At 70.9% G+C, this 17,521-nt stretch carries 14 protein-coding genes; 12 read left to right on the plus strand and 2 right to left on the minus strand.

The window, feature by feature from the left end; all coding sequences use genetic code 11:
• Positions 1-62 precede the first annotated feature (62 nt).
• The 11 genes from BLS99_RS16740 to nuoN are packed head-to-tail and all read left to right on the plus strand — an operon-like array spanning position 63 to position 13,835.
• The gene (locus BLS99_RS16740) at positions 63-1,397 is read left to right on the plus strand and encodes an NADH-quinone oxidoreductase subunit D (RefSeq protein ID WP_218126545.1); all 1,335 of its coding nucleotides are present in this window, start codon (positions 63-65) and stop codon (positions 1,395-1,397) included.
• A complete protein-coding gene (gene nuoE, locus BLS99_RS16745; RefSeq protein WP_091052234.1) occupies positions 1,394-2,092 on the plus strand; it encodes an NADH-quinone oxidoreductase subunit NuoE in 699 nt (232 codons plus the stop codon). The genes BLS99_RS16740 and nuoE overlap by 4 nt, the downstream gene beginning before the upstream one ends.
• Positions 2,089-3,435 carry an NADH-quinone oxidoreductase subunit NuoF gene (gene nuoF, locus BLS99_RS16750; protein WP_245712278.1) on the plus strand — a complete coding sequence of 449 codons (1,347 nt, stop codon included), beginning with the start codon at positions 2,089-2,091 and terminating at the stop codon, positions 3,433-3,435. The genes nuoE and nuoF overlap by 4 nt, the downstream gene beginning before the upstream one ends.
• 2 nt (positions 3,436-3,437) lie before the next feature.
• Positions 3,438-5,891 carry an NADH-quinone oxidoreductase subunit G gene (locus BLS99_RS16755; protein ID WP_091052239.1) on the plus strand — a complete coding sequence of 818 codons (2,454 nt, stop codon included), beginning with the start codon at positions 3,438-3,440 and terminating at the stop codon, positions 5,889-5,891.
• Entirely contained in the window at positions 5,888-7,168 is a 1,281-nt protein-coding gene (gene nuoH / locus BLS99_RS16760) for an NADH-quinone oxidoreductase subunit NuoH (RefSeq protein WP_091052241.1), read from the plus strand. The genes BLS99_RS16755 and nuoH overlap by 4 nt, the downstream gene beginning before the upstream one ends.
• Positions 7,168-7,734, plus strand: a complete 567-nt coding sequence (nuoI, locus tag BLS99_RS16765; RefSeq protein ID WP_091052243.1) for an NADH-quinone oxidoreductase subunit NuoI — start codon at positions 7,168-7,170, stop codon at positions 7,732-7,734. Before nuoH ends, nuoI begins: the two co-directional genes overlap by 1 nt.
• Positions 7,731-8,528, plus strand: coding sequence for an NADH-quinone oxidoreductase subunit J (locus BLS99_RS16770; protein WP_245712279.1), 798 nt, complete (start codon positions 7,731-7,733; stop codon positions 8,526-8,528). The genes nuoI and BLS99_RS16770 overlap by 4 nt, the downstream gene beginning before the upstream one ends.
• Positions 8,525-8,824 carry an NADH-quinone oxidoreductase subunit NuoK gene (nuoK, locus tag BLS99_RS16775; RefSeq protein WP_091052246.1) on the plus strand — a complete coding sequence of 100 codons (300 nt, stop codon included), beginning with the start codon at positions 8,525-8,527 and terminating at the stop codon, positions 8,822-8,824. The genes BLS99_RS16770 and nuoK overlap by 4 nt, the downstream gene beginning before the upstream one ends.
• 10 nt (positions 8,825-8,834) lie before the next feature.
• On the plus strand, positions 8,835-10,760 hold the full coding sequence (gene nuoL, locus BLS99_RS16780; protein WP_091052249.1) for an NADH-quinone oxidoreductase subunit L: 1,926 nt from the start codon (positions 8,835-8,837) through the stop codon (positions 10,758-10,760).
• Positions 10,757-12,295 carry an NADH-quinone oxidoreductase subunit M gene (locus tag BLS99_RS16785; protein WP_091052251.1) on the plus strand — a complete coding sequence of 513 codons (1,539 nt, stop codon included), beginning with the start codon at positions 10,757-10,759 and terminating at the stop codon, positions 12,293-12,295. Before nuoL ends, BLS99_RS16785 begins: the two co-directional genes overlap by 4 nt.
• Positions 12,288-13,835 (plus strand): NADH-quinone oxidoreductase subunit NuoN, encoded by a 1,548-nt coding sequence (gene nuoN / locus BLS99_RS16790; protein WP_091052254.1) that lies wholly within the window; start codon positions 12,288-12,290, stop codon positions 13,833-13,835. The genes BLS99_RS16785 and nuoN overlap by 8 nt, the downstream gene beginning before the upstream one ends.
• Before the next feature lie 87 nt (positions 13,836-13,922).
• On the opposite strand, the gene BLS99_RS16795 is transcribed toward nuoN, so the two are convergent.
• Both BLS99_RS16795 and BLS99_RS16800 read right to left on the minus strand, forming a co-directional pair.
• Positions 13,923-14,855 carry a polyprenyl synthetase family protein gene (locus BLS99_RS16795; protein WP_091052731.1) on the minus strand — a complete coding sequence of 311 codons (933 nt, stop codon included), beginning with the start codon at positions 14,853-14,855 and terminating at the stop codon, positions 13,923-13,925.
• Positions 14,856-14,994: 139 nt separating this feature from the next.
• Complete coding sequence (locus tag BLS99_RS16800) at positions 14,995-16,167, minus strand: MFS transporter (RefSeq protein ID WP_245712281.1); 1,173 nt, start codon at positions 16,165-16,167, stop codon at positions 14,995-14,997.
• A 483-nt stretch (positions 16,168-16,650) separates the two neighbouring features.
• Between BLS99_RS16800 and BLS99_RS16805 the strand changes: the two genes are divergently transcribed.
• Complete coding sequence (locus BLS99_RS16805) at positions 16,651-17,502, plus strand: IclR family transcriptional regulator (protein ID WP_091052256.1); 852 nt, start codon at positions 16,651-16,653, stop codon at positions 17,500-17,502.
• Positions 17,503-17,521 lie beyond the last annotated feature (19 nt).

The raw sequence follows: 17,521 nt of genomic DNA on the forward strand, positions 1-17,521 counted from the left end.
GGTGGCGGAGCCCCCCGCGAAGAGAAGCAGAGCCCGCCGCCGGACGAGCGCAGGAGCTACAAGTGACCACCACCGAGCACGGCAGCGACGCCTACGCCGCCGAACGCGACACCACCGAAGGCCGCGTCTACACCGTCACCGGAGGCGACTGGGACGAGCTCGTCGCCTCGGTCGACCCCGTCAGCGAAGAGCGGCTCATCGTCAACCTCGGCCCGCAGCACCCGTCCACGCACGGCGTGCTCCGGCTCGTGTGCGAGCTCGAAGGGGAGACCGTCCGCTCGGTCCGCCCCATCGTCGGCTACCTGCACACCGGCATCGAGAAGAACATGGAGTACCGGACCTGGGTCCAGGGCACCACGTTCGTCACCCGCGCCGACTACCTCGCGCCGATCTTCAACGAGACCGCGTACTGCCTCGCCGTCGAGAAGCTCCTCGGCATCGAGGTGCCGGGGCGCGCCGACGTCATCCGCGTCATCATGATGGAGCTCAACCGCATCAGCTCCCACCTGGTGGCCCTGGCGACCACCGGCATGGAGCTGGGCGCGCTCTCGATGATGATCTACGGCTTCCGCGACCGCGAGTACATCCTCGACATCTTCGAGGCCGTGTGCGGCCTGCGCATGAACATGGCGTACGTCCGCCCCGGCGGCGTCGCCCAGGACCTCCCGCCCGGCGGGATCGAGAAGATCCGCGAGTTCACCGAGTACATGCCCAAGGGCCTCGCCGACTACGAGGGCCTGCTCACCGGCAACGCCATCTGGCAGGAGCGCACCCAGGGCGTCGGCTACCTCGACGTCTCCGGCTGCCTCGCCCTCGGCGTCACCGGCCCCGTCCTGCGCTCGGCCGGGCTCCCCTGGGACCTGCGCAAGACCATGCCCTACTGCGGCTACGACGAGTACGACTTCGAGGTCCCCACCCACAACGGCGCCGACGCCTGGGCCCGGTACCTCGTCCGCCTCGACGAGATCCGCGAGAGCCTCAAGATCATCCGGCAGGGCCTCGACAGGCTCGAACCCGGACCGGTCATGGTCGAGGACAAGAAGATCGCCTGGCCCGCCCAGCTCGCCCTCGGCGGCGACGGCATGGGCAACAGCCTCAACCACATCCGGCACATCATGAGCCAGTCGATGGAGGCGCTGATCCACCACTTCAAGCTCGTCACCGAGGGCTTCCGGGTCCCGGCCGGGCAGGTGTACGCCGCCGTCGAGGCGCCCCGCGGCGAGCTCGGGATCCACGCCGTCTCCGACGGCGGCACCCGGCCGTTCCGCATCCACATGCGAGAGCCCTCCTTCGTCAACCTCCAGGCCATCCCGGCGCTCGCCGAGGGCGGCCTGCTCGCTGACGTCATCGCCGGCGGGGCCTCGCTCGACCCGGTCATGGGAGGTTGCGACAGGTGAACTACCCGGAGAAGATCCGCGAGCAGGCCGAGGCCATCCTCGTCCGCTACCCCGAGGGCCGCGAGCGCTCGGCGCTCCTGCCGCTCCTGCACCTCGTGCAGTCGCACGACGGCTACGTCTCCGAGGACGGCATCGCGTTCTGCGCCGACGTCCTCGGCATCACCAAGGCCCAGGTGCAGGCGGTCTCGACCTTCTACACCATGTACAAGCGCGAACCGGCCGGCGACTGGCTCGTCTCGGTGTGCACCAACACCCTCTGCCAGGCCAAGGGCGGGCAGAAGGTCTTCGACGCGCTCAGCGACGAACTCGACGTCGGCCACGACCAGACCACCGTCGACGGCAAGATCACGCTCGAGCACGCCGAATGCCTCGCCGCGTGCGACTACGCGCCCGTCGTCACCGTCAACTACGAGTTCTACGACGACATGGACGAGGCCAAGTCCCTCGAACTGGTCCGCGAACTCAAGGAGGGCCGCCGCCCGGTCCCCAGCCGCGGCGCCCCGCTGTGCACCCTCCGCGAGATCTCCGTGCAGCTCGCCGGATTCGAGGAGGAGCGCACCGCCGGACTCGAGGGCACCGCCCAGGGCGACGCCACGCTCGCCGGGGCCCGCCTCGCCGCCGAGGCCGGCATCGCCGCCCCCGCGTACGACCCGGACGCCCCCCTGCTGACCAAGGAACCCGAGGAAGCGAAGTGAGCGTAACCGTGCCCGGTCCCCGGCGTCCCCGCGAAGCCGTCCTCGACAAGCTCAAGCCCGTCGTCACCAAGCGCTGGCTCTCGCCCGGCGCCTGGCGCCTCGACGTCTACGAGCAGCTCGACGGCTACAAGGCGCTCCGCAAGGCCCTCCAGTACTCCGAGGGCGACCTCATTACCTTCATGAAGGACTCCGGGCACCGCGGCCGCGGCGGCGCCGGGTTCCCCGTCGGCATGAAGTGGCAGTTCGTGCCCGACGACGGCCAGGACCACTACCTGGTCGTCAACGCCGACGAAGGCGAGCCGGGCACCTGCAAGGACCTGCCGCTCATGATGAACGACCCGCACTCGCTCATCGAGGGCATCGTCATCGCCTCCTACGCCATCAAGGCGTCCCGCGCGTTCGTGTACGTCCGCGGCGAGGCCGTCCACGCCGCCCGCCGCCTGCGCAACGCCGTCCGCGAAGCGCGCGAGGCCGGGTACCTCGGCACCGACATCCTCGGCTCCGGGTTCGACCTCGAAGTGGTCATCCACTCCGGCGCCGGCGCCTACATCTGCGGCGAGGAGACCGCCCTCCTCGACTCCCTGGAGGGCAAGCGCGGCCAGCCGCGCCTGCGCCCGCCCTTCCCCGCCACGCACGGGCTCTACAACAAGCCGACCTGCATCAACAACGTCGGCTCCATCGCCGCCGTCCCGCACATCGTGCTCGGCGGCGCCCAGTGGTGGAAGGACCTCGGCTCCGAGAACGCCGCGGGCACGATGATCTACTCGCTGTCGGGCCGCGTCAAGCGCCCCGGCCAGTACGAGTGCTCCCTGGGCACCACGCTCCGCGAGCTCATCGAACTCGCCGGCGGCATGGAGGACGGGCACGAGCTGCGGTACTTCACCCCCGGCGGGTCCTCGACCCCCATGCTCTCGGCCGACTCCGCCGACGTCCCGCTCGACTTCGACAACGTCGCCAAGGCCGGGTCCATCCTCGGCACCACCGCGGTCATGATCTTCTCCGACCAGGACTGCCCGGTGGTCTCGTGCTGGCGCTGGCTGAAGTTCTACCAGCACGAGTCCTGCGGCAAGTGCACCCCGTGCCGCGAGGGCAACTACTGGATGGTCCGCGTCTACGAGCGGATCCTCTCCGGCCGCGGCGAGATCTCGGACCTCAAGCTCCTGGAGAGCGCCTGCAAGAACCTCCTGGGCCGCTCCTTCTGCGGCCTCGGCGACGGCGCCACCTCGTGCGTCACCTCGTCGCTGAAGTTCTTCCGGCAGGACTACCTCGACTACATCGAGGGCAACAAGCAGCCCCTCTTCACGGCGCCGTCGCACGACGGCGCGAAGATCGGAGCCCACTAGACATGACCGATCAAGTCACGTTCACCATCGACGGCGTCGAGGTCACGGTCCCCAAGGGCACCTTGATCATCCGGGCCGCCGAGCAGCTCGGCATCGAGATCCCCCGGTTCTGCGACCACCCGCTGCTCGAACCCGTCGGCGCCTGCCGCCAGTGCCTCGTGGACGTCACCGACATGGGCAACGGCCGCGGCATGCCCAAGCCCGCGGCCTCCTGCACGACCACCGCCATGGAGGGCATGGTCGTCAAGACCCAGCACTCCAGCGAGGTCGCCAAGGAGGCCCAGGAGGGGATCATGGAGTTCCTCCTGATCAACCACCCCCTGGACTGCCCCGTCTGCGACAAGGGCGGCGAATGCCCCCTCCAGAACCAGGCGATGAGCACCGGCCGCACCGAGACCCGCATGGAGGCCAAGGACAAGCGCCACTACAAGAAGGCGCTCCCGATCTCCTCCCAGGTCCTCCTCGACCGCGAGCGCTGCGTCCTGTGCGCGCGGTGCACCCGCTTCTCCGACCAGGTCGCCGGCGACCCCTTCATCGAACTCATGGAGCGGTCCGCCCTCGAACAGGTCGGCGTCTACGAGGACGAGCCGTTCGAGTCCTACTTCTCGGGCAACACCGTCCAGATCTGCCCGGTCGGCGCCCTCACCGGCTCCCAGTACCGGTTCCGCTCCCGGCCGTTCGACCTCGTCTCCAGCCCCAGCGTGTGCGAGCACTGCTCCGCCGGGTGCTCGCAGCGCTCGGACCACCGCCGCGGCAAGGTCCTGCGCCGCCTCGCCGGCGACGACCCCGCCGTCAACGAGGAGTGGAACTGCGACAAGGGCCGCTGGGCGATGTCCTACGTCGACGCGGCCGACCGCATCACCAAGCCGCTCGTGCGCGAGCCCGACGGGTCCCTGCGCGAGGCGTCCTGGCCCGAGGCCCTGCGCCGCGCCGCCGCCGGACTCGGCAGCGCCGGCGAGAACGCCTCCGGGCGCGTCGGGGTCCTCACCGGCGGCCGGCTCACCGTCGAGGACGCCTACGCGTACGCCAAGTTCGCGCGGATCGCCCTCGCCACCAACGACATCGACTTCCGCTCCCGGCCGCACTCCACCGAGGAGTCCGAGTTCCTCGCCCACGCCGTCGCCGGGGTCTACCCCTCCAGCGGCGCCGTCACCTACGAGGACCTCGAGAACGCGCCCGTCGTCGTCGCCGTCGGGCTCGAGGTCGAAGAGGAATGCCCGATCGCGTTCCTGCGCCTGCGCAAGGCCGTCCGCGCCAAGGGCCAGCGCGTCCACGTCGTCGCGCCCTTCGCGACCCGCGGCACCCGCAAGCTCAATGCCAACCTCATCGAGTCCCTGCCCGGGGAAGAGGCCGAACTGCTCGACGGCTGGACGCGCGGCGGCTACGTCCGCGACGCCCTCGCCGAGTCCGGCGCGGTCATCCTCCTGGGCGAGCGGCTCGCCACCGTCGAAGGCGCCTTCTCCGCGGCGGTGCGGCTCGCCCGCGCCACCGGGGCCCGCCTCGCCTGGGTCCCGCGCCGCGCCGGCGACCGGGGCGCGGTCGAGGCCGGGTGCCTGCCCGGCCTCCTGCCCGGCGGCGGCCTCGCCTCCTACGCGGCCGACCGCGACCAGCTCGCCGAGTACTGGGGCGTCGAGTCCCTGCCCGGCGCGGACGGGCGCGGCGCCTGGCAGATCCTCCAGGCCGCCGCGGACGGCGAGATCGACGGCCTCCTGGTCGGCGGCGTCGACCCGTACGACTTCGCGGACGCGCCCGCCGTCGAGGCCGCCCTGTACGCGGCCCGCTTCGTGGTCTCCCTGGAGATCCGGCACTCGGCGGTCACCCGCGTCGCGGACGTGATCCTCCCGGTCGCGCCCGTCACCGGCAAGGCCGGGGCGTACTTCGACTGGGAGGGGCGCCTGCGCACCTTCGACACCGTCGTCGAGTCCGACCTCATGAGCGACCACGCGGTGCTCGACGCGCTCGCGGACGTCATGGGCGTCAAGCTCGGCCTGGCCGACACGCGGACCGTGCGCGCCGAGCTCGCCGGCCTGCCCGACCCGATCACCCGCCAGCCCGCCCCCGACTGGGCCGCCGACAAGCCGGCGCGCTCGCACGAGGACGGCAAGGCGGTGCTCGCGACCTGGCGCCAGCTGCTCGACGGCGGCTCGCTCCAGGAGAACAACCCGCACCTCGCCGGCTGCGCGCCCGACCCGGTGGTGCGCCTGAGCGCCGCCACCGCGAAGGCCATCGGCGCGGCCGAGGGCACGGGCGTGACGGTCTCGACCTCCATCGGCGGCATCACGCTGCCGCTGGCGGTCACCGACATGCCCGACGGCACGGTCTGGCTGCCGCAGAACGCACCCGGTCGCGGGATCTACCGGCACCTGGGCGCGGGCTCGGGCGACGTGGTCCAGATCCGCGCCTACCCGAACGCGCCCCGGCCCGCCGGGGAGACCGTAGAGGCGGTGGAAGCATGAACGACCCGATCTGGCTGATGCTCGTCAAGGGCGTCCTGGTCTTCGTGATCCTGATCCTGCTGGTGATCTTCACGATCTGGTACGAGCGCCGCGTCGTCGCGATCATGCAGGTGCGGCCGGGCCCGAACCGGAACGGGCCCTTCGGCCTGCTCCAGTCGCTCGCGGACGCGCTCAAGCTGGCGCTCAAAGAGGACATCATGCCGCGCACCGCGGACAAGGTGGTCTTCATCATGGCGCCGATGATCGCGGTCATGTGCGCGTTCACCGCGTTCTCGGTGATCCCGATGGGCCCCGAGGTGTCGATGTTCGGCGTCGAGACCGCCTTGCAGCTCACCGACTTCGAGGTGAGCGTCCTGGTGATCCTCGCGTGCTCGGCGCTCGGGGTGTACGGGATCGTGCTGGCGGGCTGGGCGTCGGGTTCGACCTACTCGCTGCTGGGGTCGCTGCGCGCCGCCGCGCAGGTGATCTCGTACGAGATCGCGCTGGGCCTGGCGGTCCTCGCCGTGTTCTTCCAGTCCAAGCTCATGTCCACGGGCGCGATCGTCGACGCGCAGGCCGAGGGCCTGCCGCTGTCGATCGGCGGCACCGAGATCACGCTGCCGGGCTGGTACTTCATCGTGCTCGCCCCGAGCTTCGTGATCTTCGTGATCTCGATGGTCGGCGAGACCAACCGCGCCCCCTTCGACCTGCCCGAGGCCGAGTCGGAGCTGGTGGCCGGGTTCGCGACCGAGTACTCGAGCCTGAAGTACGCGTCGTTCTTCCTCGCCGAGTACGTCAACATGATCACCATGTCGGCCCTGGCCGTGACGCTGTTCCTCGGCGGCTGGGCCGCGCCGTTCCCGGACTCGTGGTGGCCCGCCGCCAACGAGGGCTACCTGCCGCTGGTGTGGTTCTTCGGGAAGGTCCTGGCGTTCCTGTTCCTGTTCGTGTGGCTGCGCGGCACGCTCCCGCGCCTGCGCTACGACCAGTTCATGAACCTGGGCTGGAAGGTCCTCGTCCCGGTCTCCCTGGTGTGGCTCATGGTCCTGGCGGCCATGAACATCGGCCTGGACTCGGGCAACGAGCTGCCGACGCGCATCGCGTTCGCCGGCGGCGCCGCGATCGCGGTCATGGCGCTGATCTTCTTCTGGCCCAGCCGCAAGCAGTACGAGGAGCCCGCCGAGCCCGACGCGGGCCTGGGCGGGTTCCCCGTCCCGCCGATGGACCTCGCCGTCCCGCCGAACCCGCGCTCGCTCAAGCGGCTCGAACCGGCGAACACTTCCAAGGAGGAGGAGTAATGTCCGGTTTCGCCAAAGGCTTCGGCGTCACCTTCTCGCACATGTTCCGGCCGAAGGTCACCGTCGAGTACCCGGAGAAGCCCTCGAAGCTCGAACCGCGCTTCCACGGCCGCCACGTGCTCAACCGGCACCCCGACGGGCTCGAGAAGTGCATCGGCTGCGAGCTGTGCGCGTGGGCCTGCCCGGCCGACGCGATCTACGTCGAGGGCGCCGAGAACACCGAGGCCGAGCGGTTCTCGCCCGGTGAGCGGTACGCCGCGACCTACCAGATCAACTACGCGCGCTGCATCTTCTGCGGCCTGTGCATCGAAGCCTGCCCGACCCGGTCGCTCACCATGAGCAACGAGTACGAGCTGGCCCGCGACGACCGCCGCGACCTCATCTTCACCAAGGAGGAGCTGCTCGCGCCCCTCCTGGAGGGCATGGAGCAGCCGCCGCACCCGATGCGCCTGGGCGACAGCGAGAAGGCCTACTACGAGTCGGGCCCGGTCAACCCGGGCGCGAGCGAGGGCGCCGAGTTCTCGCTCACCGAGATGCTCGCGCACAAGAACGGGGGACGGCAGTGATCGACCTCGCCCACGCCGCGCAGCTCGCCCAGGGCGCGGACCTGGCCCAGTCCGGCTCCGCCGGGGAGGCCGTCTTCTTCTGGATCCTCGCGCCGGTCGCGCTGGCTGGGGCCCTCGGCCTCGTCCTCGCCCGGCAGGCGATCCACGCGGCCCTGTCGCTGGCGCTCACCATGATGTGCCTGGCGGTCTTCTACATCATGCAGCACGCCCCGTTCCTCGGGTTCGTGCAGATCATGGTGTACACCGGCGCGATCATGATGCTGTTCCTGTTCGTGCTCATGCTGTTCGGACGCGACTCGAAGGACTCGATGTTCGAGACCCTCAGGGGCCAGCGGCTCCTGGCGGTGCTCCTGGGGGTCGGCATGGCCGCGCTCCTGTCCTCGGGGCTCGCCCGGGCCGTCTCCGGCCTGGTCGTCGTCGAGCCCGCCGCGCCGGCGGGCCAGGGGAACGTCGAGCAGATCGCCGAGGCCCTGTTCTCGACCTACCTGTTCCCGTTCGAGATCGTCTCCGGCGTCCTCACCGTCGCCGCGGTCGGCGCCCTCATGTTCGCGCACGTCGCCAAGAAGGGCGGCCACCGCGGGCAGAAGGAGCACAGCCGCGAGCGGTTCGCGCCCGGCGTGTACCCCGGCCCCAGGCCCGGGCCCGGCGTGTTCGCCACCTCCGACTCGACCGCGACGCCCGCGCTGCGGCCCGACGGCTCCATCGAGCCCGCGTCGCTGTCGGAGTACGTCCCGCCGCGCCAGCTCACCCCCGCTGAGGCGGCCCCGAAGCACACGGAAGGGCGGGACTCGTGAATCCCGAGTACTACCTGATCCTCGCCGCGGCCCTGTTCTGCATCGGCGCGGTCGGCGTGCTGGTGCGGCGCAACTCGATCGTCGTGTTCATGTGCGTGGAGCTCATGCTCAACGCCGGGAACCTGACGCTCGTGACGTTCGCGCGGACCACCGGCACGATCGACGGGCAGGTGATGGCGTTCTTCGTCATGGCCGTCGCCGCGGCCGAGGTCGTGGTGGGCCTGGCGATCATCATGGCGATCTACCGGTCCCGGCGCTCCGCCTCCGTCGACGACGCCAACCTCCTGAAAGCCTAGAGGGGACACTGTGGACGAAATCTCGTACGCGCCCGCCGAAGGGCTGCTGTCCTTCACCTGGGCGCTCATCGCCCTGCCCGCGCTGGGCGCCGCGGTCCTCCTGCTCGCGGGCCGCCGCGCCGACAAGTGGGGCCACTGGATCGGCGTGACCACCATCGGCGCCGCGTTCGCGCTCGCGCTCGGCCTGTTCGCCTCCCTCGCGGGCCTGGAGAACAAGAGCGCCGACCTCGACCTGTTCACGATCCTGTCCGTCGGGGGCCTCGACATCGAGGCGAGCCTGCTGTTCGACCCGCTCAGCGCGGTCTTCTGCCTGCTCATCACCGGGGTCGGCTTCCTCATCCACGTCTACGCGGTCGGGTACATGTCCCACGACCCGGGGCGCCGGAAGTTCTTCGCGTACTTCAACCTGTTCGCCGCCGCGATGCTCGTGCTGGTGCTCGGCGGCAACTACTTCATGACGTTCGTCGGCTGGGAGGGAGTGGGCCTCGCCTCCTACCTCCTCATCGCGTTCTGGCAGCTCAAGCCCGCCGCCGCGACCGCCGGCAAGAAGGCGTTCCTCACCAACCGGGTCGCCGACGTCGGGTTCCTCCTGGCGATGTTCCTCATGCTCGGCACCGTCGGCACGCTCGACTTCGCGGGCGTTTTCAACGCAGTTGAACAGGGGAACAGCAATGGCGCCGCAGGGCTCTCCGAGGGCACGAGCCTCGCGCTCGGGCTGCTGCTCCTGGCGGCGGCCTGCGGCAAGTCCGGCCAGTGGCCGTTCCAGACCTGGCTCCCGGACGCGATGGAGGGCCCGACCCCGGTGTCGGCGCTCATCCACGCGGCCACCATGGTCACCGCGGGCGTGTACCTCATCGCCCGCTCGAACGTCATCTTCAGCCTGAACCCGGACGTGCAGACCGCCGTCGTCGTCGTGGGCGCCCTGACGCTCCTGCTCGGCTCGATCGTCGGCTGCGCCAAGGACGACATCAAGCGCGTCCTCGCCTGGTCCACCGTCTCCCAGATCGGCTACATGTTCCTGGCCGTGGGCCTCGGCGGCGCCGCGTTCGCGCTCGGCATCATCCACCTGCTCGCGCACGGCTTCTTCAAGGCCGGCCTGTTCCTCGGCTCCGGCTCGGTCATGCACGCCATGAACGACCAGACCGACATCCGCCGCTTCGGCGGGCTCTGGCGCACGATGCCGCTCACCTACGCGACCTTCGCGGCCGGGTGGCTCGCGATCATCGGCCTGTTCCCGTTCTCGGGCTACTTCACCAAGGACCCGATCATCGCCGCCGCCTTCGCCCGCGAGGGCTGGCAGGGCTGGGTCGTCGGCGGCGCCGCCCTCCTGGGCGCGGCGCTCACGGCGTTCTACATGACCCGCCTGTTCGTCCTCACCTTCCACGGCCCCAAGCGGTGGACCGAGGACGTGCACCCGCACGAGTCCCCGGCGATCATGACCGGCCCGCTCGTGCTCCTGGGCATCGGCTCGCTCGCCGCGGGCGGCCTCATGGCCTCGCCCGTCACCGAATGGCTCACGCCGGTCTTCGGCGAGCAGCACGAGGCCCACGGGCACCTGTCGCACATGCAGGTCACCGTCGCGACCACCGTCGCCGTCGTCCTCGGCGCCGCGCTCGCGTGGCTCCTGTTCCGCGGCGGCACCGACGAAGTGCCGCGCGCCGCCGCCTGGCCGGTGCGCGCCGCCCGCGCCGACCTCGGCGGCGAGGCCGTCAACCGCGGCCTCTTCGAGCGCCCCAGCCGCCTCGCGGCCAGCGCCTCGGTCGCCATGGACGGCCGCGTGGTCGACGGCGCCGTCAACGGCCTGTCGGCCGCGGTCGGCGGGTCCTCGCGGCGCCTGCTCGCGCTCCAGACCGGTTTCGTCCGCTCCTATGCCCTGTCCATTCTGTCCGGGGCGGTCATCGTGGTGGCCGCGCTCATGGTGGTGGTCACCCAATGAACGAACTCCCGTTGCTGTCGGCGCTCGTCGCCGTCCCCTTGATCGGGGCGGTGGTCGTCGCGTCGATCAAGCGCGAGAACGCGGCCGTCGCCCGCTGGACCGCGCTCGGGTTCGCGGGCGCGGTCGCCGTGATCACCGCGCTCGTCGCGCTCGGCTTCGACTACGGCGACGACGCCCCGTGGCTCCAGTTCACCGAGTCCTACACGTGGATCTCTGCCTGGGACCTCGACCTGTCGTGGGGGATCGACGGGATCGCGCTGCTCCTGGTCGCCCTGACCGCCGGGCTCACGCCGATCGCGATGCTCGCGGCCTGGCGCGACCTCGACGCGGTGCAGCGGAGCGTCCCGGCGTTCTTCGCGCTCGTCCTCGCGCTCGAGGCGGCGATGCTCGCGACGTTCCTGGCCTCGAACGTGCTGCTGTTCTACTTCTTCTTCGAAGCGATGCTCGTGCCGATGTACTTCCTCATCGGCTCCTACGGCACCGGCCCGAAGAAGCAGTACGCGGCGGTCAAGTTCTTCCTGTACTCGCTCCTGGGCGGGCTGCTCATGCTCGTGGCCGTGATCGCCTTGTGGGTCAACAACGGCGGCGTGTTCGACTGGGCCACGCTGGTGGAGTCCGAGCCGCTCGAAGCCGGGACGCTCCAGAACTGGCTGTTCCTCGGGTTCTTCGTGGCGTTCGCGATCAAGGCCCCGTTCTTCCCGTTCCACACCTGGCTCCCGGACGCGGGCGGGGCGGCCCCGGCCGCGGTCGCGGCGCTCCTGGTCGGCGTCATGGACAAGATCGGGACGTTCGCGATCCTGCGCTACTGCATCCCGCTGTTCCCCGACGCGACGAAGACGTTCGCGCCGTGGGTGATCGGGATGAGCGTCATCGGCGTCATCTACGCGGCGTTCGTGGCGATCGGCCAGACCGACCTCAAGCGGCTCGTCGCCTACACGTCGATCGCGCACTTCGGCTTCATCGGCCTGGGCATCTTCGCGTTCACGTCGGAGTCGGCCACCGGCGCGGTGCTCTACATGTTCAACCACGGGCTCGCCACGGGCCTGCTGTTCATCGTCGTGGGCTTCCTGACGCTGCGCCGCGGGTCGGCGCAGATCAAGGACTACGGCGGGGCCGCCAAGACCCTGCCGCTGCTGGCGGGGATCTTCCTGTTCGCGGGCCTGGCGTCGCTCTCGCTGCCGGGCACGGCCCCGTTCATCTCCGAGTTCCTGGTCCTGTTCGGGGCCTTCACGGAGAACGAGCCGGTCGCGGTCGTGGCGGCCCTCGGCATCATCCTCGCCGCCGCGTACGTCCTGTGGATGTACCAGCGCACCATGCAGGGCGACCGGAACCCGGCGCTCGACGAGGTGCCGGCGATGAAGCGCGACCTGACGCTGCGCGAGAAGGCGCTCGTGGCGCCGCTGGTCATCGCGATCCTCGGCTTCGGGTTCTACCCGCAGCCGCTCATCGACGCGATCGAGCCGGCCGTCGACAACACGCTCGGGTTCGTCGCCGACGACCCCGCCGAGCTTCCCATGGGAGTCAGCAATGAGTGAGTCCACTGCGGTCACGATCGACTGGGCCGGGCTGGCCCCGCTCGTCATCGTGTTCGCCGCGGCGTTCGTCGGGCTCCTGGCGGAGGCGACGGTCCCCAAGTCCCGGCGCCTCCCCGTGCAGGTCGCCCTCGCCGTGGCGGCCCTCGCGGCCGCGTTCGTCGCGGTGGTCCTGAACGCGGACAAGAGCGGCACGGTGTTCGCCCTGGACGGGGTCGCGATCGGCTCGGTCGTCATCGACGGGCCGGGCCTGTTCCTCCAGGGCACCATCGCGATCCTCTCGATCGTGGCGGTGCTCCTGCTCGCCGAGCGGCGCACCGTCCGCGGCGGCGACTTCGTGGCCGAGGCCGCGGTCGTGGCCGACTCGGCCGCCGACCTCGAGCAGCGGCGCGAGGACGGCGCGACGGAGATCTTCCCGCTGACGCTGTTCGCCGTCACCGGCATGATGATGTTCGTGACCTCGGGCGACCTGCTCACGATGTTCGTGGCCCTGGAGATGCTGTCGCTGCCGCTGTACCTGCTGTGCGGGCTCGCGAAGCGCCGGCGCCTCATCAGCCAGGAGGCCGCGCTCAAGTACTTCCTGCTGGGCGCCTTCGCCTCCGCGTTCTACGTGTACGGCATGGCGATGCTGTACGGCTTCGCCGGGACCGTGGACCTCGCGGGCATCAACGCCGCGGGCGTCGGCTCGGGGCAGCCGCGCATGTTCCTGTACATCGGCGTCGCGATGATCGCGGTCGCGCTCCTGTTCAAGGCCGCGGCGGTGCCGTTCCACATGTGGACGCCCGACGTCTACACGGGCGCGCCGACCCCGGTCACCGCGCTCATGGCCGCGTGCGTCAAGGTCGCGGCGTTCGGCGGGCTCCTGCGGGTGTTCAACGTGGGCCTGTCGTCCTCGGCCTGGGACTGGCACCTGATCCTCACCGTCATCGCCGTCGCGACGATGATCGGCGGCGCGATCTTCGCGGTCACGCAGCGCAACATCAAGCGGCTCCTGGCGTACTCGTCGATCGCGAACGCCGGGTACCTGCTCATCGGCGTGATCGCCCTCGGCGACGCGGTCGGGCAGACCATGTTCTACCTGGCCGCGTACGGCTTCACGGTGATCGCCGCGTTCGCCGTCGTCTCGCTGGTGCGCGACGGCGACGAGGAGGCGACCCACCTGGCCCGCTGGGCGGGCCTGGGCAAGAAGTCGCCGGGCACCGCGGTGGTCTTCACGATCCTCATGCTCGCGCTCGCGGGGCTGCCGTTCACCAGCGGCTTCACGGCGAAGTTCAGCCTGTTCGCCGCGGCCCTCCAGGCCGACGAGCTGGGCCTGGTGATCGTGGGCGTCGTGTCCTCGGCGATCCTCGCGTTCCCGTACCTGCGGGTCGTGGTCCTGCTGTGGCTCAACGAGCCCGCGCCGGACGCCCCCACGGTCAACCTGCCCAGCCCGATGGCCGGCACCGTGGTCGCCGCGGGCGTGGCCGCCACGCTGATCCTCGGCGTGGCCCCGGGCTTCCTGCTTGACATCGTCGACCAGGCGAGCACCTTCCTCAACACCTAGCCGTCGCACGACGAGGGGCCGCGGGCGACGCCCGCGGCCCTTCTCCGCGCCCGAGCCGCGGATCACCGCACGAGCGGGACCGGCGGATCAGGCGTCGCGTTCGATCATGTAGTCGCAGATGTCGACCAGCGCGTCCCGGGCCGGGCCCTCGGGGAGCGAGGACGCCAGGCTCCGCGCCCGCTCCTGGTACTGGTGCAGCGTCTCCTTGGCCTGCTCCAGGGCCTTCGAGGCCCGCAGGAGCGCCAGGGTCTCCTCCAGGTCCTCCTCCGCGACGGGGCCGGCCACGAGCTCGCGCAGGCGCGCGTCGGCCGGGTCGTCTCCGGCGAGGGCGTACAGGACCGGGAGGGTCGGGACCCCTTCGAGGAGGTCGGTGCCCGGGGTCTTGCCCGAGGCGTCGGAGGCGATGTCGATGATGTCGTCGGCGATCTGGAACGCCACGCCGATGACCTCGCCGTACTCCTCCGCGACCGCGGTGGTCGCGTCGTCGGCGCCGCCGAACCAGGCCCCGAACTTCGCGCACGTGGCGATGAGCGAGCCGGTCTTCTCCGACAGGATCTCCAGGTGCCACTCGACGGCGTCGATGCCCTCGGGCCGCGGCATGGTCTCGTTGACCTGCCCGCGCACGAGCCGCGCGAACGTCGCGGCCTGGAGGCGCACCGCCTCGGTGCCGAGGTCGGCCATGATCTGGGCGGCCTGGCTGAACAGGTAGTCGCCGGTGAGGATCGCGACCGAGTTGTCCCAGCGGGCGTTCGCGCTCGGCGCCCCGCGGCGCACCAGGGCCTCGTCCATGACGTCGTCGTGGTACAGCGTCGCCAGGTGCGTCAGCTCCAGCGCGACGGCCGCTTCGAGGATGTTGGGGCGGTTCGGGTCCCCGAGGTGCGCGCAGGTCAGCGTCAGCATCGGGCGGAACCGCTTCCCGCCGGCCCGGATCAGGTGGGACCCGGACTGGCGCAGCAGCGGCTGCTCCGTGTCGACGGCTTTGAGCAGCCGCTCCTCGACGAGGTCCAGCGAGACGCGCATCGCCTCGGCGAACGCCTCGTCGGTAAAGGTCAGCGCGGTCTGCGCACGTCGGGTGGTCACCACAGCCTCACCTTATCGTGTGACGGCGCCGGACGAGACGGGGCGGGAACCGGAGTCGTGCGCGCCGCAACGAGGAACGTCAATGCCGCGCCCCCGCGAAGACCGTGCTGCCCGCCGCGATGCACAGCGCCGAGGCCGCCATCGCCGCCGCGACCGCGATCCACCCGGCGCCCCAGCCGAAGTGCTCGGCCACGAGCCCGAAGGAGATCGGCCCGACCGCGCCGCCGAGGAAGATCCCCGTCTGCGTCACCGAGGTCGCCAGGGCCGGCGCGTCCGGGTACCGCTGCGTCACCGCGTGGTTCATCAGGCCCGGCCAGGCCCAGCCGAGCGCGTACGCGGCCACCGTCCCCAGCGGCAGCAGCCACGGGAGCGCGAACAGGAACGTCGCCACCCCCGCGGCCCCGCCCAGGAGCATGAGGGTGATGACGAGGAACGAGCGGCCGTTCTCGCGGTCGCCGACCGCGCCGAACGCGGTGCGGCCGATGACGCCCGCGACGCCGCCGATCGTCAGGTTCAGCCCGGCCCAGCTCTCGGACCCGCCGATGTCCACGGTGTACGTGGTGAGGAACGAGCCGATCGGGGTCGCCGCGGTCGCGCCCAGGAACGTCGCGGCCGCGAACACCAGGAGCTGCCGGTCGAACGCCTTCGCCCCGGCCACCTTCGGCCTCGTCGCGGGCCGGCCGAGCCCCGCGAGCGGCAGGAGCGCCGCCAGGACCAGGGCCGCGCCGAACACGAACGCCCAGCGCCAGCCGAGCGTCAGGGCCACCAGCGGCACGCTGAGGCCGCCGAGCATGATGCACAGCGGCACCGACGCCTGCTTGGCGCCGAACAGGAGACCGCGCCGGTTCGCGGGCGCCCACTCGCTCAGGACCACGTTCGAGGCGAGCTGCCCGAGCCCGTTCGCGGGCGCGCACAGGAGCAGGAACGCGGTGAGCGCCGCCGGGTGGTGCGCGGCGACCGCGATGAGCAGCAGCGAGAGCGCCGAGAGCCCCACGGCCACCCGGGCGGTGACGAGGGCGCCGAAGCGGTCCACGAGCCGTCCGGAGGGGACGGTGGTGAGCGCCGAGACCGCGAAGTACAGGCCCGAGACGAGCCCGATCCCGCTGACGCCCATGCCGAGTTCGGCGGCGATCTGGACGGCCAGGCCGCCGAAGAGGAACAGCGGGAGGACGGCCGCGACCTGGACGCTCATGGCGGCCAGGATCGTGGTGGAGGTCTTGGGTCTGGCGGGGTCGAGGACGGCGGCGGGCACGTCGGCAACCGTACTCCAAGGGCCCCGAAGTGCCCAGAAATATGCTCACATACAGGGAATCCGCCCCGGCGTTCACGGGAACGGGTGACTGGCCTTGACGCGCACACGGAGCGTGTGCGACGGTTGAACCCGGCGTGATCAGCCGGTACGGGTCAGGATCGTTCGCGGATCACGCCGCTCCGCTGGAGGCGCGGCCTACGACGCGAAACGCGGCGGCCCTGGTGGGAGGGAGCCGCCGCGTTTCGGTTATTCGTATGTCCGCGGCTTCGGCGAGGAAGTTTGGTGGGGACTCGACGCCGCCGCCGCGGTTTGTCCGCGGCCGGCCGGAGCCGGTTCGCGAACGGTGCTGACACATAGATACTGCCCTGTATGCGACGGAGACGCAACCGGCTGTTGTTTATATAGTTAGATCACGGCCGATCTGACGGGCGCCCGCGCGGCGCACCGACCGCCAGATCACGGTAGTGCAATTGGAGCGGCGGCATGGTGGACCGGCAGCGACCAGGGATTCCTTCCGAGCGACGACCCCCGGAGCGGGGCCGCGAGGACGACGACCCGGCGGACGACGCTCCCGCGCGCCCGGAACCGACGAAGCTCATCCAGAGCGTCCAGAGGGCACTGCGCATCATGGAGCTCGTGGGCCGCCACGCCGACGGCGTCTCCGCCCCGCGCATCGCGTTCGAGTGCAACCTCAACCGCGCCACGGCCTACAACCTCCTGCGCACCCTCGTCTACGAGGGCTACCTGCGCCGCGACGGCGAGGGCCGCTACTCCCTCGGCCTGGAGGTCTCCGACCGCTACTCCGAACTCACGCGCGCGATCTCGGGCCCGAAGACCTGCGGGGACTACATGCGCCGCGTCTCGGCCGAGACCGGGTACTCGACGTTCGTGGCCCGCTTCGTGGAGGACCGCCCCGCGGTCACCGAGGTCATCGAGGGCAACCGCAGCCCGCACGTGGAGGACCTCATCGTCGGCTTCGACGACGGCGCCCACGCCACCGCGCTCGGCAAGGCCCTCCTCGCGACCCTCCAGCCGAAGGACCGCGCCCGCTTCCTGCGGGCCGCCGGGATGCGCCGCTTCACCGGCCGCACCCTCATCGAGCCCGACGCGTTCGAGCACGACCTCGCCGTCTACGGCGAGTCCGGCGTGTACGCCGAGCTCGGCCAGTTCAAAGAGGACGTCGCCTGCGCCGGGGTCGTGGTCCGCCGCGACGGCAGCCCCTCCGAACGGGTGGTCTTCGCCCTCGCCATGCCCATCGCCGACATCCGCGAGTTCTGGCAGCAGACCTCCGCCCGCCTCCGCGAGGCCGCCGCCGAACTCCAGCCCCTCATCTGAGCCACCGCAGCTGAGCCAC

It is taken from the genome of Glycomyces sambucus (assembly GCF_900102815.1).
Classification (GTDB): domain Bacteria; phylum Actinomycetota; class Actinomycetes; order Mycobacteriales; family Micromonosporaceae; genus Glycomyces; species Glycomyces sambucus.

What these genes read in the sequence shown, in the direction of transcription:
- nuoH (WP_091052241.1), top strand. Translation starts at nt 5,888, where the DNA reads ATGAACGACCCGATCTGGCTGATGCTCGTCAAGGGCGTCCTGGTCTTC.
- BLS99_RS16785 (WP_091052251.1), top strand. Translation starts at nt 10,757, where the DNA reads ATGAACGAACTCCCGTTGCTGTCGGCGCTCGTCGCCGTCCCCTTGATC.
- BLS99_RS16755 (WP_091052239.1), top strand. Translation starts at nt 3,438, where the DNA reads ATGACCGATCAAGTCACGTTCACCATCGACGGCGTCGAGGTCACGGTC.
- nuoN (WP_091052254.1), top strand. Translation starts at nt 12,288, where the DNA reads ATGAGTGAGTCCACTGCGGTCACGATCGACTGGGCCGGGCTGGCCCCG.
- nuoI (WP_091052243.1), top strand. Translation starts at nt 7,168, where the DNA reads ATGTCCGGTTTCGCCAAAGGCTTCGGCGTCACCTTCTCGCACATGTTC.
- BLS99_RS16805 (WP_091052256.1), top strand. Translation starts at nt 16,651, where the DNA reads ATGGTGGACCGGCAGCGACCAGGGATTCCTTCCGAGCGACGACCCCCG.
- BLS99_RS16795 (WP_091052731.1), bottom strand. Translation starts at nt 14,855, where the DNA reads ATGCGCGTCTCGCTGGACCTCGTCGAGGAGCGGCTGCTCAAAGCCGTC.